The sequence below is a fragment of the Thermotoga sp. RQ2 genome (assembly GCF_000019625.1).
GTDB classification, from domain to species: Bacteria; Thermotogota; Thermotogae; order Thermotogales; family Thermotogaceae; genus Thermotoga; species Thermotoga maritima.
Map to the genome: position 1 here is coordinate 91,798 of NC_010483.1, position 17,050 is coordinate 108,847.

The window sequence follows — 17,050 nt, forward strand, 5'->3', positions numbered from 1 at the left end:
AAGTGGGGAATCACATTTTTAAAACGAAATCCTTGGGACTCCCAACATAATTGATTTTACCATTATTCAGTATAACCAACAAATCGGCGATGTAGAGAAACCTCTGAAGAATGCGGGTGGATATGACAAAAGTTCGTTCTTCCTTCATCTTGAGGAACATGTCCATTATCTTCTCCAGATTTTCATCGTCCAGGTGATCCAGCAGACAGTCCATTAAAATAACGCGAGGCTTTTTCTGCTCGAGAATGAAAAGAAGGAGGGAGATCTTTTCGGCAGGCGAAAACACAGAAAGGGGGGTCTTTTGACCGCGAATAAGCATCCTCAGTATTCCAAGATCATCGAGTTTCTCGGAAAAATCCTCCAGAGAAATTTTCCTTTTCAGGGCAAGCTTAAGAAACTCATCGAATGTGTAGCGATTCATCGCATCGATGAAGCTCGTATCGAGATACAGAGCGTTTTTTCTAACGTAAATGTCATCAAGATCCTCAACGTTCTGATCGAACAAATAGACGGAACCACTTCTGGAAATCTCGTTGAATATTTCAACGTTCAATTTGACGATAGATCTGAGGAGAAAAGATTTTCCGGATCCTCTTGGACCGTAAAGAACGTTCATTCCTTCAACAAAGGAAAGAGTAATATTCTCAAGCACACTTTTACCATCCACAGATATGGAAAAATTTTCAAACCTTATCGGAAACTTTTCGCTTTTCATCGTTATCTCTTTCTTTCTTCTCGTCAAGGCCCAAACGTCTCTTTATTTCCCTGAGAGCACTTTCATCTCCATCGGTCATCAATTTGAGCAAATCTATCTGCGATAAAACACGGGGATTTCTGGATACTTTCTTCTCCAAGAGGCATCACCTCGTTTTTGATTCTAACCCCAAACCTTTAATTGGACTTGTATGGATCATTACAATTAAAACCCGGAGAATGTAATAAAACGTCTCCAGGGTTAAAATCTATCCTGGAGGTGATTGGATGCGGAACCCACCTTTTATTGTGGAATACGAACTGACACTGCGATGCAACTTCAGATGTAAACACTGCTACTGCGAGGCCGGAAAACCCCATCCTGAAGAGCTGAGTTTCGAAGAAATAAAGGAACTGATACTCGATATGAAAGAATTGGGCACCTGGGCTCTCGATATTGTGGGTGGCGAACCTCTTCTTCACCCTCAAATACTGGATATTCTTGCCTTCGGAAAAGAGGTCGGACAGCGTCTCATGATCAACACCAACGGTTCGCTCGCCACCAAGGAAATGGTACAGAAAATAAAGAAGGCCAATCCCGACGTGCTTATTGGAGTTTCCCTTGAAGGACCAGATCCCGAGACCAACGACTTTGTGAGAGGAACCGGAAACTTCAAAAGAGCAGTTCAAGGCATCAAAAACTTCGTGGATGAAGGGTTTCAGGTCACCATTTTGAACGTGATAAACAAGAGAAACTGGAGAAAGTTCGAAGATATGGTAAAACTCGCACTGGAACTGGGGGTTAATGCTTTGTATGTGGATAGGTTCATACCGGTTGGAAGGGGCATGATCCATGCAAGAGAACTGGATATGAATCCCGAGGAGTGGAGAGTAGCTATAAAACACGTCCTTGGAGTGATAGAAAATTACAAAAACCATTTGACATTTTACGTGGAAGAATCTATATCGGGAAAGCCGTGTTCCGCAGGAATCACACATGCATCGGTTCTGGCCGATGGCACAGTCGTCCCCTGTGGGCACTTCAGATACAGAAAGGAATTCTACATGGGGAACGTTAGAGAAAAGAAATTCTCGGAAATCTGGCACGAATACACTCCCATTCCTTCCCCGGCTTCCTGCCAGCAGTGTCCCATCCTGAACGAATGCGGTGGAGGTTGCAAGGCTTACTACTTGCTGAGAGAGCACGAAAAAGACGAAGCTATTTGTTTCCTGAACAAAGAACGGTACAACATAAAGTAACTTAAATGAAACTCGATTGTCACCGCGTGTGCATAGAATATTTTTACCGACCGGTAAGTAAAAAAATATGGAGGTGGTTGGATGGCAGTAGGTGGAATCAAAGGAATGATCTATCGTCAGGCGGGAAAACTCGTCGGTTCATTCGTTAAAAACGCTGAAGTGGAAACTCTTGGAAAGATCTTCGGTACTTTGAGCATGTTCACGAAGGAGCCCGCGAAGAGTGGCCTTCGAAAACTGGCTGACCTCGCCAAAGAAAGACATCCTATGGTGATGTCATGGGTGAACGTTTTCAAAAAAGCAAGTCCAAAATGTGTTGAAGGGGTTATAAACAACCTGATCATCAACGAGTTCGCCCTCGGAGAACCCATCAGGCAGGAAAAGATGCACGAGTACAAAACGGTGCTCCCAAAACTCCTCGTTCTGAGCCCCACATACGCCTGTAATCTGAACTGTGTTGGGTGCTACGCGGGACTTTACGGTAGAAAATACGAACTCTCTCACGATGAAGTCAGAGACATATTGAAACAAGCCAACGACCTGGGAATATACTTCTTCATCATCACCGGCGGTGAACCCTTCTTCTGGCCTCACCTGATGGACATATTCGAAGAGTTCAAAGACAGCTACTTCCTGGTTTACAGCAACGGAACTCTGATAAAAGAAGAAACGGCCAAGAAACTCGCAGAACTTGGAAATGTGACGGTCTCCATATCTGTTGAGGGATTCGAAACTGACACAGACTGGAGAAGAGGAAGGGGAATATTCAAGAGAGTCCTCGAAGCCTGGGAAAGACTCAGAAGACATGGTGTGATCTTCGGAGCTTCTGTGACGGCAACACGAATGAACCACGATACCATAATGAAAGATGAATTCTGGGACTTCCTCGAAGAACAGGGAGTTTCTTACGTGTGGGTTTACCAGTTCATGCCCGTGGGAATGAATCCAACGATGGACCTCGTTCCCACACCACAGCAGAGATACGAAAGATTCCACAAACTCGAACAGCTCAGACTCAGCGGAAGATTCGCTTTCGTTGCCGACTTCTGGAACCACGGGTTCCTCACCAATGGCTGTCTCGCAGCAGGTGCCAAGTACCTCCACATAAACGCGAAAGGTTATGTGGAACCCTGTGTCTTCCAGCAGTTCGCGGTGGACAGCATTCGCGAGAAAAAACTCATCGACATCTTGAGATCACCGTTCTTCGAAGCCTACAAGAGGATGATTCCTTACAGCGACAATCTCTTCAGACCGTGTCCGATAATTGACAACCCGAAAGTCTTCAGAGCCATGGTGAGAGCCTTCAACGCAAAACCACAGCATGAGGGATCCGAAAGGGTCATCACAGATCTTGCGCCCGAGCTGGACAAACTCGCAGCCGAGTGGAAGAAATACGCTGACAAACTCTGGTACGAAGAAGGTTACTCCGAGATCTATCCAGCCAACAGGGGAGTTTACAGCTACGAAGTGAGAATGAGGAGGTACGCAGACAAAGAAAAACTCCTCGCAGTGGATAAACGCTACAGGGACTGATGTGGAGGGATCGAATTGAGCTCCGAAACAAGAAGGAAAATCCTCGAAGCGGCGAGGAAGGCATTCTCAAAATACGGCTACGATGGAGTAAGTATGGAAGAAATCGCACGTGAGGCCGGTGTGAAGAAGGCCCTCATCTACTACTATTTTCCGAGCAAAGACAAACTCTTCGAAGAGGTCTGGAGAGAAGCACTCGAGGAGCTGGAGAGCCATCTTTTCGCCGTCACCGAAGAGACGAATTCTTACTTTGCGAAGATAAAGAAGTTTCTGAAGTCCTACGTTGATTTTGTCCTGAATAAAACCGTTTTGAATGAAATCATCGAGAAAGAAAAATCGACCGTCAGATTCGAAGAAGAAAAATGGTCGAAACTCAGAGAACGTTATGAAAGCTTCATAAAGCGAGTCGAAGAACTCATAGAAGAAGGGAAGAAACAAAACTACGTTTACAAAGATCTCGACTCCCGAGCCGCTGCGGAACTGATAGTCAACTCGTTCGGAGACGTTCCAAAGGATAAGAGACTACTTCAAAACATCCAGGAAATGATACTCAGAGGACTGCTCAAGGTGAAAACAGAAGAGGGGCGTTAGCCCCTCTTCTTTTAATTTCAAAATCTTCTCTTTATTCCAAACTCCCGTTCTGCTTTCTGCACCATCTCTTCAAAGATTTTGTTCACCTCTTCATCGGTCAAGGTTCTTTCTGAATGTCTGAACACCACATAGAAGGTAACACTCACCATATTTTCCGGGATCCCTTTACCCTCATAGATGTCGAACACTCCCATTTCCTCCACCAGATCTCCTCCGCTCTTTTTGAAAAGTTCGATGATCTTCACAGACTCAAATCCTTTCGGGAGCAGGAAGGAGATATCTCTTCTCACAGCGGGAAATCTCGGTGTGGGCCTGTAAGCGGGTCTCTTCGATGCGTATTTTCTCAGAAGTTCCATATCTATCTCGAAGAAGTAGGTATCCTCTTTCACATCGTACTCATCGAGGAGCTTTGGATCGACCATTCCAATGAAACCGATCTCCCTGTTTTCCACGTAGATACGAGCGGATCTGGTCGGAAACAATCCAGGTATCTCTACAGCTCTGTATACGACGTTCACTCCGAGCCTGAAGAAGAGCTCATCGAGAACTCCCTTGATCGTGTAGAAGGACACGCTTCTTTTATCGGTGTAGTCTCCCGGATTTTCCAGTCCACAGCTCATGGCAGAGAGTGTCTCTATCTCCCTGAAGTTTCCATTCTCCTTGAAGTAAATCTTTCCAATCTCGAAGAGCTTCAGATCTCTGTTCTGCCTCTTGAAATTTTCAGCGAGCACCTGTATCAGGCTGTAAAATTGTGACGTCCTCATTACGTCCATATCTGAAGCGATTGGGTTGGAGAGAGCTATGGGTTCTCTGTCCACCAGAGGCCACTTTTTAACCTTCAGGGAGTCCACAAAGGAGAAGGTCACCACTTCATCGAATCCCATTCCTTTCATGAATTGAGAAATTTCCCTTCTGAAGAGCTGTTTCTCGCCCCAGCCGCGGTTTACCGCGGGAACGCTTATCACTTTCGACTCGACTTTCTCGTACCCGTAAATCCTTCCTATCTCTTCTATGAGGTCTATCTCCCTTTCAACATCGGGCCTGAAGGTGGGAACAAGGACTTCGTAACTGTCTCCTCTGTCTTCCACCTGGAATTCAAGTCGTCTGAGAATATCGCCTGGCTCTTCAACTTTCGTTCCCAGTATCTTTTCGATCCTGGCTTTTCTGAACATCACCTTTTTGGGCTCTATCTTTCGAGGATAAACATCCCAGAATTTCCTGAGAACATAACCGCCGGCCAGCTTTTGAATCAATTCAGCGAGTCTCAAAGATACGAGCTCCACATCGTTTGGATCCACACCACGTTCGAACCTGTAAGAAGACTCAGAGCTGATTCCAAGCGCTTTGGCTGCCTTTCTTATCCTCACAGGATCGAAGTAAGCCACTTCCAGCACCAGATCTCTGGTGTCATCGTACACACCAGATTCCATTCCTCCCATGATTCCGCCAAGTGCGAGGACGTTCTCACCGTCCGTTATCAAGATCTCTCCGCCCTTCAGTTTGTACTCCTTTTCATCGAGTAGCAGGACTCTTTCTCCACCCTTTGCAGATTTCACAACGATTATCTTGTTTTTGAGCCTGTTCAGATCGAACGCGTGAACGGGATGTCCCAGCTCGATCATCACGTAGTTCGTGGCGTCGACCACGTTGTTCAGAGAACGAACCCCTGCCGCTACGAGCCTCGCCTTCATCCAGAGCGGCGAATCCTTCACGGTGACACCTTTCATTATTCGAGCAGAGTATCTGGGACAACCCTCCACGTCTTCTATCTCCACATCGAACTGAACATCTTCATCCACAAAAGAAACATCGGGTTGAGGCTTATTCAAAGGCCTTCTGCTGAGGGCAGAAAGCTCTCTCGCAACACCAATAATCGAAAGACAATCAGGCCTGTTTGGAGTTATCTCTATGTCCAGGACTCTTTCGTTGAGTCCATATTCCTCTACCACGTTCACACCGAGCTCCACGGGATCAGGGAAACGATAAACTCTGTCGGATTTTTCCTCAAGTCCCAATTCTTCAAGTGAGCAAAGCATACCCTCCGAGATAACCCCTTTGAACTCACGAGGCTCTATCTTGAGACCGTTGTTCAAGGTAGCTCCTTCGAGAGCCAGTATGACGTAGTCTCCTTCGTTCACGGTTTTATCGGCTGTGATGACCGTGTAGATTCTCTTTCCGGTGTCCACCTTGCACACGATGAGCTTTTCTGAAGCCGGATGATCGAACCTTTCTATCACCCTCGCTGTGATTATCTCTCCGGAAACGTTGAAAGGTCTCAGAATATCCTCCACACTCGTGCCAGAAAAAGTGAGTCTTTCCGCTATTTGCTCGATATCCCAGTCGAGATCTACGAATTCTCTGAGCCAAGACTCGGGAACTCTCACCTCATCACACCCCCATCAGTAGCTACTGAGAAATCTCACGTCGTTTCTGACGAACTCTCTTATGTCTGCTATGCCGTACTTCAGCATGGCGATTCTTTCCACTCCCATTCCAAAAGCGTAACCCGTCCATTCTTCCGGATCGTATCCTACATTCAAGAAGACGTTCGGATCGACCATGCCTGCTCCCAGAATCTCCAACCATCCGTACCCGGAAAGATAGACATCCACCTCAAAACTCGGTTCCGTGAACGGGAAAAAGCTCGGCCTCAAACGCACCTTCGCACCCTCGCCGAACATTCTTCGAGCGAACTCTTCGAGGGTGAATTTCAAATGAGCCACGCTGAGATCTCTATCTACGTGCAACCCTTCCACCTGGTGAAACATGGGAAGGTGCGTCGCATCGTAGTCTCTTCTGTAAACTTTTCCGGGTGATATGATAGCGATGGGAGGTTTTCTCTCGAGCATTGTTCTGATCTGAACGGGAGAAGTGTGAGTTCTGAGAAGGAGATCATCCGTTATGTAGAAAGAATCGTGTTCGTCCCTGGCTGGATGCCATTCCGGTGTGTTCAGTGCGTCGAAGTTGTGCCAGGTTGTTTCGATCTCCGGCCCTTCCACCACATCGAATCCCATCGATACAAAGATTCTCTCTATCTCTTCCATAACCTTCAGAACAGGGTGAGAATGTCCAAGTTTCCTCCTTGCCCCCGGTACTGTGACGTCTATTCTCATTTTTTCCATCTTTTCCTGTTCGAGTATCCTTTGGATTTGCTGTCTCTTTTCTTCGAAGAGTTTTTCTATCTTCTCTCTGAGTTCGTTCACTCTTTTACCGTAGGCAGGCCTTTCTTCAGGTGGGAGATTCTTGAGGTTTTTCATCAAGCCAGTGATTTTTCCTTTCTTTCCGAGAAACTCTATCCTGAAACTTTCCAGCTCCTGAACGTTCGATATCTTCGATAATTTCTCGATGGCTTCCTTTTCGACGGCTTCTATCTCCATCTCTCGTACCCCCTGTTCTGTTATACAAAAAAATGGCGGAGGCGGTGGGACTCGAACCCACAAGGGCCTCACGGCCCACCGGTTTTCGAGACCGGCTCCTTAGCCAGTTCGGACACGCCTCCGCGTCCTTCCATCTTCATATTTTATTTCATTTCGCCGCTAATTTCAATATTTCACGAACGTCTTCTCTTTCGAGCACCATTATTCTTCCCAAACTCGCTCCTTTAGGTTTCAGATTCTTTTCCACAAGAAGCATGACGTTGTCCACGATCTTGTCTATGTCTTCTTCTGGGATTCCCGCATCTTTGAGGGACACAGGAGCTCCTACCTTCTTCAGCCAGTTTTTGAAAGCTTCTATCCCTTTCAGAATCAGTTCCTCTCCCTCACCCTCAAATCCGAAGATTTTTTTCGCAAACCTTTCGAACTGCGCAGGATTCTTTCTGTACACATACTTCATCCACGCCGGAAACACAATGGCGAGACCCGCTCCGTGTGCAATATCGTAAAGAGCGCTGAGGGAGTGCTCGATCCTGTGACAAGCCCACTCTCCGCCCCTTCTTCCGACTGCCATCGTTCCATTGAGAGCGATCGTTGCAGACCACGCGAGATTTGCCCTTGCTTCGTAGTCATCCGGTTTTTCTATCAACCTTTCTGTCATTTTCATGATCGTTCTGATAGTACCTTCCGCTATTTCGTTGGAGATCTCAGGACTGCTCCCATCGAAATAGTACTCGAGGATGTGTGAGATCGCATCCACCGCTCCATAAACTGTTTGTTCTTTTGGAAGAGTGAATTGAACAGAAGGATCGATTATGGATACTTTTGGATAGAGAGCCTTCGAACTCACTCCATATTTTTCCTTCGTTTTCTCGTTCGTTATCACAGCGTTACCGTTCATCTCCGTTCCTGTCGCCGAGATTGTGAGCACGTCGAAAATAGGAAGGGCTTTCTCGATCTGGTATTTACCGATAAAAGCATCCCATATGTCGCCCTCGTAGAGAGCACCAGCCGCTACTGCTTTTGCAGAATCCACAACGCTTCCTCCACCAACACCAAGAACAGCCTCCACCTTTTCTTTTTTCGCCACCTCGACGGCTTCGTGGACCTTGGAAAGGACTGGATTCGGCTTGACACCAGATACTTCTACCCACTCTATTCCGTGCTTTTTCAGTGAATCGACAACCTGATCATAAACGCCATTTTTCTTTATCGATCCACCACCGTATAGGAACAGCACCTTTCTGATTCCCGCGTTCTTTATCTCTTCTCCTATTTTTGGAATCGTTCCTCTTCCAAAGACGATCTTCGTGGGATTGTGGAAGACGAAGTTCTCCATCGATTACCACCTCCTCATTTCGATTGTATCATGATGGCTCAATCTCTATCTGGAAGGATCAGATTCAGGAAGATACCGACGAGGGCGGCAAGCCCTATTCCTTTCAGCTCCACTCTTCCTACCTTCAAAACCGCTCCACCGATACCAACAGTGAGCATCAAAGCGGTGATCATGAGGTTTCTTGGTTTGGAGAAATCCACCTCTGCATTCACCATGGTCCTTACACCGACGGAGGTGATCATACCGAAGAGGATGAGACTCACTCCTCCCATCACCGCCTGAGGAATCGTCTGGAGGATAGCCCCGAACTTCGACACGAAGGCGGCGAATATGGCCACAAGGGCTGCTCCTCTGAGAACGGAAGGATCGTACACCCTCGTGAGGGCCAGCACTCCCGTGTTTTCACTGTAAGTGGTGTTCGCAGGACCTCCAAGAAGACCGGCCACAGCTGTTGCGAGTCCATCACCGAGGAGTGTTCTGTGAAGACCGGGCTTGTCGAAGAAATTCTTACCGACAACCGCCCCGTTGGTGGTGATATCTCCAAGATGTTCCATGAAGGTAGCGAGGGTCACCGGGACGATCATGAATATCGCTCCGTAGTCGAACTTCGGAAGCATTACTTTTGGTACACTGAAGAGAGGTGTGCTCACTATCACACTGGTATCGATCTTTCCCATGAAGAGTCCTGCTACGTATCCAACAACGACTCCTGTGATCACTGGGACCATGCTGAAGAAGCCTCTCGTCATGGTTGAAACGAAAACGACAGTGGCTATGACGATGAGGGCAAGCGGCCAATCACTCGATGCCATCTGGATGGCAACGGGGCTGAGCGTGAGCCCTATCACCATGATCATACTTCCGGTGACAACGGGAGGGAGAATCTTTTTCACCTTTTCCGGACCAACTGCCTTCACTATCAAAGCGTACAAAACATAGAACAGACCCGCCACGAATATTCCGCCCGTCGCGTAGGCGAGATCTCCATAGATCTCTTTCACTGCCAGAATCGGAGCGATGAAGGCAAAGCTCGACCCAAGAAAGACTGGTACAATCCCGCCTGTTACAAAATGGAAGATGAGCGTGCCGATTCCCGCGGTGAGAAGCGCTACAAGAGGATCGAGCCCCGTGATGAGAGGGACCAGAACGGTGGCACCGAACATGGCAACGAAGTGCTGAAGTGCCAGCAGGAACCATCTCCATCCACTGACCTTGGTAACCGCTCCTTCGAACTCCATGGGAACACCTCCTGACATTTAAAAATAAAGGCTCTTTGAATCAAAGAGCCTTCAGTTTCTGTTTTTCAATTTTTCTCTCAAAACGAAAAAGACGAACTTTGAAACCTGCACCGGTACCTTTCTTTTACTCAAAGGAGACTGGAAAAACCTGTAAAGCCACTCCAGGTTCATCCTCTGAACCCATTCCGGTGCGCGTTTCTTTTTGCCCGATACGACGTCTATGGATCCTCCAACACCCATGGCGAGCTTCACGTTCAGCTGTGGAAAGTTCCTATATATCCACTCCTCCTGACGGGGAACACCCATCCCGACAAAGAGAAGATCGGTTGAACTTCTGTTTACGTCTTCAACGATTTTCGGTGATTCTTTTTCGGAGAAGAAACCGTCGTGACAGCCCACAACTCTCACACCCGATCTCTCCAGTACTTGTTTTGCCTTCTCAACGATTTCCCTTTTCGTTCCGAGAAGATACACCTTCCAGCCTTTTTCTTTCGATCTTTCACAGAGGTGTTTCATGATCTCTATTCCAGGCAACCTTTCAGTCGTCTCCCCTGTGAGAGTTTTCATAGCCCAGACAACACCGAAACCATCGGGTACAACGAGGTCCGCAGAGTTCACGATAGCTCTATATCCTGCATCTTCTATGGCTTTCAAAAGAATCGAAGCGTTCATGGTGACAACGAAGGTTTTAATGTCTTTCTCTATTCTCTCTTCGATCGCGTTCAGGAATTCCCGCCTTGTCCCCGATAGAACTTTCGTTCCGAAAAGTTCGATCTCTTTCACCCCGTTTTCCTCCAAAAAAAAGCGGAGGGAAGACCTCCGCTTTCTGCTGGTGCCGAGGGCGGGACTTGAACCCGCACGGGGAAACCCCCACATGATCCTGAGTCATGCGCGTCTGCCAGTTCCGCCACCTCGGCACTCCTCTCCGTTCAGATAGTTTAACATCTTCTTCCGCAAGCGTCAAGAGTTTTCCCTCTTTTCCAGTATCATCGGCTGAACGATCAGCGTGAAAATGGCCCCAACACCTATTCCGAGCATCATAAGCAGAGATATGTTTTTAAAGAGTGCGAGTTCAGAGAAGAGAAGAACAGCGAATCCCGAGATCAAACCCAGCGCGTTTGTGAGAACAGATGGTCCCACGTTCTTGACCACAAGGTACGGATCTCTCAGTCTCCTCTCTTCTGAAGCAATGTGAATGGAATAGTCTATCACAAGACCCATGAGGATACCGGAAGTGATCGACGTGGAAACATCCAGACTGATGCCAAAGAGGGCCATGAACAGGAAGTTGAACACCGTTGTGAAAGCGATTGGTATCATCACACTCAGTGTAGTGAGCGGTCTTCGGAATATGATGAAGACCATAACAAAGATCAGGATGGACGCAAGAACGATGCTCTGTATCTGTGATTTCATGATGCTTTCGTTGATATCGTTCCAGATCAGAACGGATCCCGCCACGTAGTGTGACCATCCCGTTTCGCTGACTACTTCGTTGATCAGATCTACCACTTTCTTCACATGCTCGTATCCTTCCGGAGTGAGGTTGACGATCAACCTTATCCTGTTTCTGTCTCCAACGAAAGTTTTGAGAAACGGGTTCGTTCTGGAGAGCGTGTACATTATCGGAACGGAAATGTCCACAGGAAACACCACACTGGAGACGTACTCGCTCTTTTCTATCTTTTCGATCAGCTCTTTCAAAATTTTGGAATCTGTTCCAACGAACGGAACATTTTTTTCCAGCACCAGATAGATCGGCTCTCTCGTGTTGAACTTTTTCACGATGAGGTCGTAAGCCTTTCTGAGTTCGGAATCCCTCTCAAAATAGGACACCATATCTGAACCCACCTGTACTCTTTTGAGCAGAAACGGTGAAAGAGCCGCCATCACCAGGAAAACAACGAGAACGATCAAAGCGATCTTTCTTACCACGTACTTCATTCCAAAGCTCCTTGGAGTTCTCTTTGGAGTGTAGTTTCTGAAGATCTCCACACCTGATGTGAATATCACAAGCACCACAACAGCGAGTCCGGAAGAAACCAGGATTCCGAGTTCTCTGAACGCCCTTATATCGATGAAGACGAAAGACATGAATCCCGCTGCAGTGGTGAGCATCGAAAAGAGTATGGGTTTGAAGATGTGCTTTACCGCCTCTCTTTTATCACTGAACCTGAACAGCGCGTTGTAGAAGTGAAGCCCGTACGCAGAGCCGATGATGAGGAGGAAGGTGATGGTCATCACGGTCATGGTGTTGAGGCTCTTCCCCATAGCGAAAAACACAGCGAACACAAAAAACGTAGCCAGCACAGGAACTATCAAAGAAAAGATCGCCGCTCTGAAGGATCTCAACTGATAATAGAAGAGAAGAAAGATCACAAGAAACATGAAAACGGGATAAACAAAAGTCTGCTTCACCAGTTCTTTGAAAAGAGTGCTGTCTATCACCGGTTCACCAAAGAGGTAATTTTTCTCGAAGTAGCTGGACACGAGCCTTTTTATCTCGGGTATTTTGTCCCTTGCATTGACACCTTCTTTGAATATCACGTTCAGAAGCGCGTACTTCCCATCTTCTGTGATGAAACTCTTCGCATTCGGGTCGTTCAATACGTCTTTTGAAATCTTCTCATCTTTGAAGTAATAGTCCATTCTGAAACCAGAAAGCTTTGGAAGGTTCACGGGACTCATAACACTCGAGATGTCTTCTCTTTCCTCCAGAGCTCTGTGGAGTTCGTACAGAGTCCTTGCGTCTTCGAAGAAGTTCTTATCGCTTTCGACAACGATCACAATCGAAGAACTACCGCCGAACTCCTTGTTCACACGAAAGAGGTTTTTCACGTTTTCGTTCGTAGTCTTTTCGGGATCTCCATTGTAACCTGGAAGGAACACCTCAGGGCCGGTCTCTATCTTTCCAAGGGAGAAAACAACAAAAAACGAAAGAAAAACCAGCACCACGTATGTTGTGGTGAAAAGGTACCTTCTCATGCTACCTTCCCTCCCTCGACAGAGCTTCCACCATTCGATTGAATCCTTCGCTCACCACTTTGAAGTCTTCCTCGGAAAATTTCTCAAGAACACTTTTCAAAAGACTTTCGAAGTTCGAAAGAATCTCTCCGAAGATTTCCTTTCCCTTTTCGGTCAAGACCACCCGGTACGTCCTTCTATCAACGGGGTCCATCTCTCTGACGACCAGGCCTCTTTTCTCCAAAGAATCCACCACGTTCGTTACGTTGCTCTTCGTTGTGGAAAGAAACTCCGCTATCTCTTTCATCTTTTTTGGGCCGAAGAGAGCCACGTAGAGGAACGCGTAGAGCTCCGTTGTTTTCATGTCAGAGATCTCTTCGTTCGATGGAAGATAACTGGAAAACCTCATCACCAGCGAAAAGAGTGTTTTGAATATCTCCAGAGCATCCATGTCTTCACCTCCCATTTTTTGACAGTTCAATTATAGAACAGTTCAATTATTTTACCAAATGGTTCACCATACGAACTATTTGTTGTAGAATAAGAACCGGTGATGAGGATGAGATATTCACTCTTCAAGAATTACCTGCCGAAAGAAGAGGTACCAGAAATCAGAAAAGAACTCATAAAATTGGCACTTCCTGCCATGGGAGAAAACGTGCTTCAGATGCTCTTTGGAATGGCAGACACTGCCTTTTTGGGACATTACTCATGGAAAGCGATGAGCGGTGTGGGACTCTCCAACCAGGTATTCTGGGTGGTTCAGGTCGTTCTGATCGCCGCCAGTATGGGAGCCACCGTCACGATAGCGAACGCCATCGGAGCGGGCAACAGGAAAGCTGTGAGGTCCCTTGCCTGGAACAGTGTCTTTCTCGCCATATTCACGGGTGTTATTCTCACCGCCCTCACACCGCTCTCCGATGTACTGATAAACATCTTTCCGAATCTGGAAGGAGAAATAGAATCATCCGCGAAGGAGTATCTGAAAGTCATCCTTTCCGGTTCCATGGGCTTTTCCATCATGGCCGTGTTCTCTGCGATACTCAGGGGTGCTGGTGACACAAAAACGCCGATGATCGTCACTGGTCTCACGAACTTTCTGAACATCTTCCTCGATTACGCCATGATCTTTGGAAAGTTCGGATTCCCGGAGATGGGGGTCAGAGGAGCAGCAGTTGCGACGATCCTCTCAAGATTTGTGGGAGCAGCGATCCTCACGTACGTGATATTCAAAAGAGAGGAGTTCCAGCTCAGAAAAGGGTTTGTTCCTCCCAAGTGGTCCAGTCAAAAAGAAATTCTCCGTGTTGGATTTCCAACTGCCATAGAGAACTTCGTTTTTTCCACAGGTGTTTTGATGTTTGCGAACATCCTGCTCATCGCAGGAGCTGAAGCGTACGCTGGACACAGAATAGGTATAAACGTCGAGTCTCTATCTTTCATGCCCGCGTTCGGAATCTCGGTCGCTATCACCACACTGGTTGGAAGGTACAACGGAATGGGAAACAAGGAACACGTTCTTGGAGTCATTCGACAGGGATGGATCCTGAGTCTTCTGTTTCAGGTGACGGTTGGTATTATAATCTTTCTTTTTCCAGAGCCACTGATACGCATCTTCACCAGTGATCCACAGATAATAGAGATCTCAAAACTCCCCGTCAAGATAATTGGACTCTTCCAATTTTTCCTCGCAATAGATTCAACCATGAACGGTGCCCTCAGGGGGACGGGAAACACCCTTCCACCGATGATCATCACCTTCATCTCCATCTGGACCGTGAGGCTTCCCGTCGCCTTCGTGATGGTGAAGTACTTCCAGCTTGGGCTTCTCGGTGCCTGGATCGGAATGATCGCAGACATCATCTTTCGAAGTACACTGAAGCTCCTCTTCTTCCTCTCCGGCAAGTGGGAAAAGAGAGCCGTCCTCACACGGGAGAGAGTGAAAGAGTTGGGATAATTCATTCATCTGGATCGAAAAACTACCTCACCCTCTTTGATCGTCATCACAACGTTCAAATCTTCATCGAGGAGAACAAGATCCGCCCTCGTTCCTTCGGCTATTCTTCCTCTGTCATCCAGTCCCAGTTCAACACAGCTGTTGTACGAGGACACTTTTGCAAGTTCTGTAAGGGAACACCCCGTGAACTTTCTGAAGTTCTTCACGGCCTGCGAGAAAAGGAGCGTGCTTCCCGCGAGCGTACCGTCTTTCAGCCTTGGAACACCGCCTTTCACCTTCACCACAAGATCTCCCAGGGTGGTCGTTCCGTCTTTGAGACCCGCCGCAGATATAGAATCTGTGACCAGAACGATTCCGTCCGCCTTTTTCACTTTGTAGACGAGCTTCACCATCTCTCTGGAGAGATGCACCCCGTCGCAGATGAGCTCCAGCTTCACATCGTCCAGCAAAAGCCCCGCTCCCGTGATTCCTATCTCTCTATGATGAAGAGGTTTCAACCCGTTCGGAAAATGTGTGATTCTCTTGACACCCTCTTTGTAGAATTTCATGAACTCCTCAAAAGTTGCAATGGAGTGTCCCGCAGAGAGAACGATGTCTCTTTCCACAAGTTTCAAAAGAAGTTCGGAGCTTTCTATCTCAGGTGCGAAGGTGAGCATCTTTGTCGGAAAATCGATCTCCCTCAGTTCTCTCTCCGAAGGTGGTCTTATGTGTCCCTCTGAGTGTGCCCCTTTCTTCTCTTTCGAGATGTACGGTCCCTCCAGATGAACACCCAGCAGCGACGTTGACGGGTTTTCAAGGATGTATTCTCCTGCCTTCGCCAGAATTTCTTTCATTTTTTCGAGCGAAGTGGAAACAGTTGTGGCAAGGAACGTGGTGACTCCCTGAGAGTAGAGAAATTCTTCCATTTCAGAGAAGTCGCAGTTCATGGTGTCCGCACCCACCACACCGTGGATGTGCGGATCAACAAACCCGGGCATGAGAACACCCCGTGGAATGCATTCTCTCTTCTCAATCTTCACGATTTTTCCCTCTTCCATCTCCACGTCCCCGGTGAACTCTCCATCGATGGGATCAACGATCAGAACTTTCTCAACAATCATAGAATGCACCTCACAGAACAACGGTCTTTTCCAAATGAGGTGGCTTGTCTGGTGAGATACCCCGGGAAACCGCCTTCTGGTACCCGAGAATCTGAGCGGGAACAGTTCTCAAAAAGGCAGATCTCCAGTCGTTGCTCACCGGGATATCTCCACCTTCCCCCACTTCCAGAACGGTGGCACCGAGTGACTCGAGTTCTTTTCTCAAGCGCTTCTCCTGTTCATCCATTCCCGACACTTTTTGCATGAAAACGAGGGTGCCTTTTTTCACCAGAGCCTTTGGACCGTGTCTGTATTCAAGCGTTGAATACGCCTCCGAGAAAGTGAGCGACATCTCGATACATTTTAAAGCCGATTCAAGGCTAACTCCAAAAAACTCTGACATGCCAAGAAACACGAAGTGATCGTGTTCTTTCAGATCGATCTTTTCAATCACTTTCCAGGAGATATCGAAGAACTCGGGCGAATACCCAACGAGTTCTGAGAACCTCTCCGTTGAATTTCCGGCTATCTTGTCCGCAAGAAACATCAAAGAGAGCAGGATCATACTGAAAGACTTCGTCATCACGATCGCTTCTTCTCGTACGGGAAACACGAGTGGAAGATCACTCTCTTTTGCGAGTCTCGATTCTTCTTCTATGGTGATTCCTATCGTTCTGTGGTTTTGTCTCTTCAGAACATCGTTTGCGAGAAGTACCTCCGTTGTGTTCCCGGTCCGCGAGAAGAGAAAGGCCAGTCCTTTCTCTTTGAGATCTGGAACCTTCTGGAAAGCCACTTCACCTGCTGGAATCGCCTTCGTTCTTATCTTTAACACTCTCTCAAAATAATTGGAGATGGTGAGAGCGAGGTTGTACGAACTCCCACATCCCACAAAGAGCACTTCATCGGTCAGATTCTTCTGTATTTCACTGAATATTTCCGTTTTTTCCAGATTCAGAACAAAATTCCCAAAGAACTCCTTCAACTCGTTTTTCTGGTCTGTGATCTCTTTCAGCGTTTTGCTCATAATCTTC

Annotated in this window: 15 protein-coding genes and 2 tRNA genes; 4 read left to right on the plus strand and 13 right to left on the minus strand. The window is 47.2% G+C overall.

Going from position 1 to position 17,050, the window contains the following annotated elements:
* Nucleotides 1–10 precede the first annotated feature (10 nt).
* Both TRQ2_RS00505 and TRQ2_RS09885 read right to left on the minus strand, forming a co-directional pair.
* Nucleotides 11–742 (minus strand): ATP-binding cassette domain-containing protein, encoded by a 732-nt coding sequence (locus TRQ2_RS00505; RefSeq protein ID WP_238514452.1) that lies wholly within the window; start codon nucleotides 740–742, stop codon nucleotides 11–13.
* Nucleotides 684–854 (minus strand): hypothetical protein, encoded by a 171-nt coding sequence (locus tag TRQ2_RS09885; RefSeq protein WP_148202872.1) that lies wholly within the window; start codon nucleotides 852–854, stop codon nucleotides 684–686. Before TRQ2_RS09885 ends, TRQ2_RS00505 begins: the two co-directional genes overlap by 59 nt.
* A gap of 127 nt (nucleotides 855–981) precedes the next feature.
* Between TRQ2_RS09885 and TRQ2_RS00510 the strand changes: the two genes are divergently transcribed.
* From TRQ2_RS00510 to TRQ2_RS00520, 3 genes are all read left to right on the plus strand, one after another.
* Nucleotides 982–1,953: a radical SAM protein gene (locus TRQ2_RS00510; RefSeq protein ID WP_008193002.1), complete on the plus strand. Its 972-nt coding sequence runs from the start codon at nucleotides 982–984 to the stop codon at nucleotides 1,951–1,953.
* Nucleotides 1,954–2,034: 81 nt separating this feature from the next.
* Nucleotides 2,035–3,483, plus strand: coding sequence for a radical SAM protein (locus TRQ2_RS00515; protein ID WP_012310324.1), 1,449 nt, complete (start codon nucleotides 2,035–2,037; stop codon nucleotides 3,481–3,483).
* Nucleotides 3,484–3,498: 15 nt separating this feature from the next.
* A complete protein-coding gene (locus tag TRQ2_RS00520) occupies nucleotides 3,499–4,071 on the plus strand; it encodes a TetR/AcrR family transcriptional regulator (protein WP_012310325.1) in 573 nt (190 codons plus the stop codon).
* 17 nt (nucleotides 4,072–4,088) lie between these two features.
* Here the strand turns inward: TRQ2_RS00520 and pheT are convergent, their stop codons facing one another.
* The 9 genes from pheT to TRQ2_RS00565 all read right to left on the minus strand — a co-directional run bounded on the left by pheT (nucleotide 4,089) and on the right by TRQ2_RS00565 (nucleotide 13,437).
* On the minus strand, nucleotides 4,089–6,455 hold the full coding sequence (gene pheT, locus TRQ2_RS00525) for a phenylalanine--tRNA ligase subunit beta (RefSeq protein ID WP_012310326.1): 2,367 nt from the start codon (nucleotides 6,453–6,455) through the stop codon (nucleotides 4,089–4,091).
* A 15-nt stretch (nucleotides 6,456–6,470) separates the two neighbouring features.
* Nucleotides 6,471–7,448 (minus strand): phenylalanine--tRNA ligase subunit alpha, encoded by a 978-nt coding sequence (gene pheS, locus TRQ2_RS00530; RefSeq protein WP_004080838.1) that lies wholly within the window; start codon nucleotides 7,446–7,448, stop codon nucleotides 6,471–6,473.
* A 33-nt stretch (nucleotides 7,449–7,481) separates the two neighbouring features.
* Nucleotides 7,482–7,570: transfer RNA gene (locus tag TRQ2_RS00535), tRNA-Ser, on the minus strand.
* A gap of 26 nt (nucleotides 7,571–7,596) precedes the next feature.
* Nucleotides 7,597–8,784 (minus strand): iron-containing alcohol dehydrogenase, encoded by a 1,188-nt coding sequence (locus TRQ2_RS00540; RefSeq protein WP_004080839.1) that lies wholly within the window; start codon nucleotides 8,782–8,784, stop codon nucleotides 7,597–7,599.
* 38 nt (nucleotides 8,785–8,822) lie between these two features.
* Complete coding sequence (locus TRQ2_RS00545) at nucleotides 8,823–10,022, minus strand: uracil-xanthine permease family protein (protein ID WP_004080841.1); 1,200 nt, start codon at nucleotides 10,020–10,022, stop codon at nucleotides 8,823–8,825.
* A gap of 51 nt (nucleotides 10,023–10,073) precedes the next feature.
* Nucleotides 10,074–10,805, minus strand: a complete 732-nt coding sequence (locus TRQ2_RS00550) for a WecB/TagA/CpsF family glycosyltransferase (protein WP_012310327.1) — start codon at nucleotides 10,803–10,805, stop codon at nucleotides 10,074–10,076.
* Nucleotides 10,806–10,852: 47 nt separating this feature from the next.
* Nucleotides 10,853–10,939: transfer RNA gene (locus TRQ2_RS00555), tRNA-Leu, on the minus strand.
* Between the two features lie 43 nt (nucleotides 10,940–10,982).
* Nucleotides 10,983–13,007: an RND family transporter gene (locus tag TRQ2_RS00560; RefSeq protein ID WP_012310328.1), complete on the minus strand. Its 2,025-nt coding sequence runs from the start codon at nucleotides 13,005–13,007 to the stop codon at nucleotides 10,983–10,985.
* A 1-nt stretch (nucleotide 13,008) separates the two neighbouring features.
* Nucleotides 13,009–13,437 (minus strand): MarR family winged helix-turn-helix transcriptional regulator, encoded by a 429-nt coding sequence (locus TRQ2_RS00565; protein ID WP_004080846.1) that lies wholly within the window; start codon nucleotides 13,435–13,437, stop codon nucleotides 13,009–13,011.
* Between the two features lie 108 nt (nucleotides 13,438–13,545).
* On the opposite strand from TRQ2_RS00565, the gene TRQ2_RS00570 reads away from it, so the two are divergent.
* Nucleotides 13,546–14,940, plus strand: coding sequence for an MATE family efflux transporter (locus TRQ2_RS00570; protein WP_012310329.1), 1,395 nt, complete (start codon nucleotides 13,546–13,548; stop codon nucleotides 14,938–14,940).
* Between the two features lie 5 nt (nucleotides 14,941–14,945).
* On the opposite strand, the gene nagA is transcribed toward TRQ2_RS00570, so the two are convergent.
* The gene (gene nagA / locus TRQ2_RS00575) at nucleotides 14,946–16,040 is read right to left on the minus strand and encodes an N-acetylglucosamine-6-phosphate deacetylase (RefSeq protein WP_012310330.1); all 1,095 of its coding nucleotides are present in this window, start codon (nucleotides 16,038–16,040) and stop codon (nucleotides 14,946–14,948) included.
* 10 nt (nucleotides 16,041–16,050) lie between these two features.
* A complete protein-coding gene (locus TRQ2_RS00580; RefSeq protein ID WP_012310331.1) occupies nucleotides 16,051–17,043 on the minus strand; it encodes an SIS domain-containing protein in 993 nt (330 codons plus the stop codon).
* Between the last annotated feature and the right edge of the window lie 7 nt (nucleotides 17,044–17,050).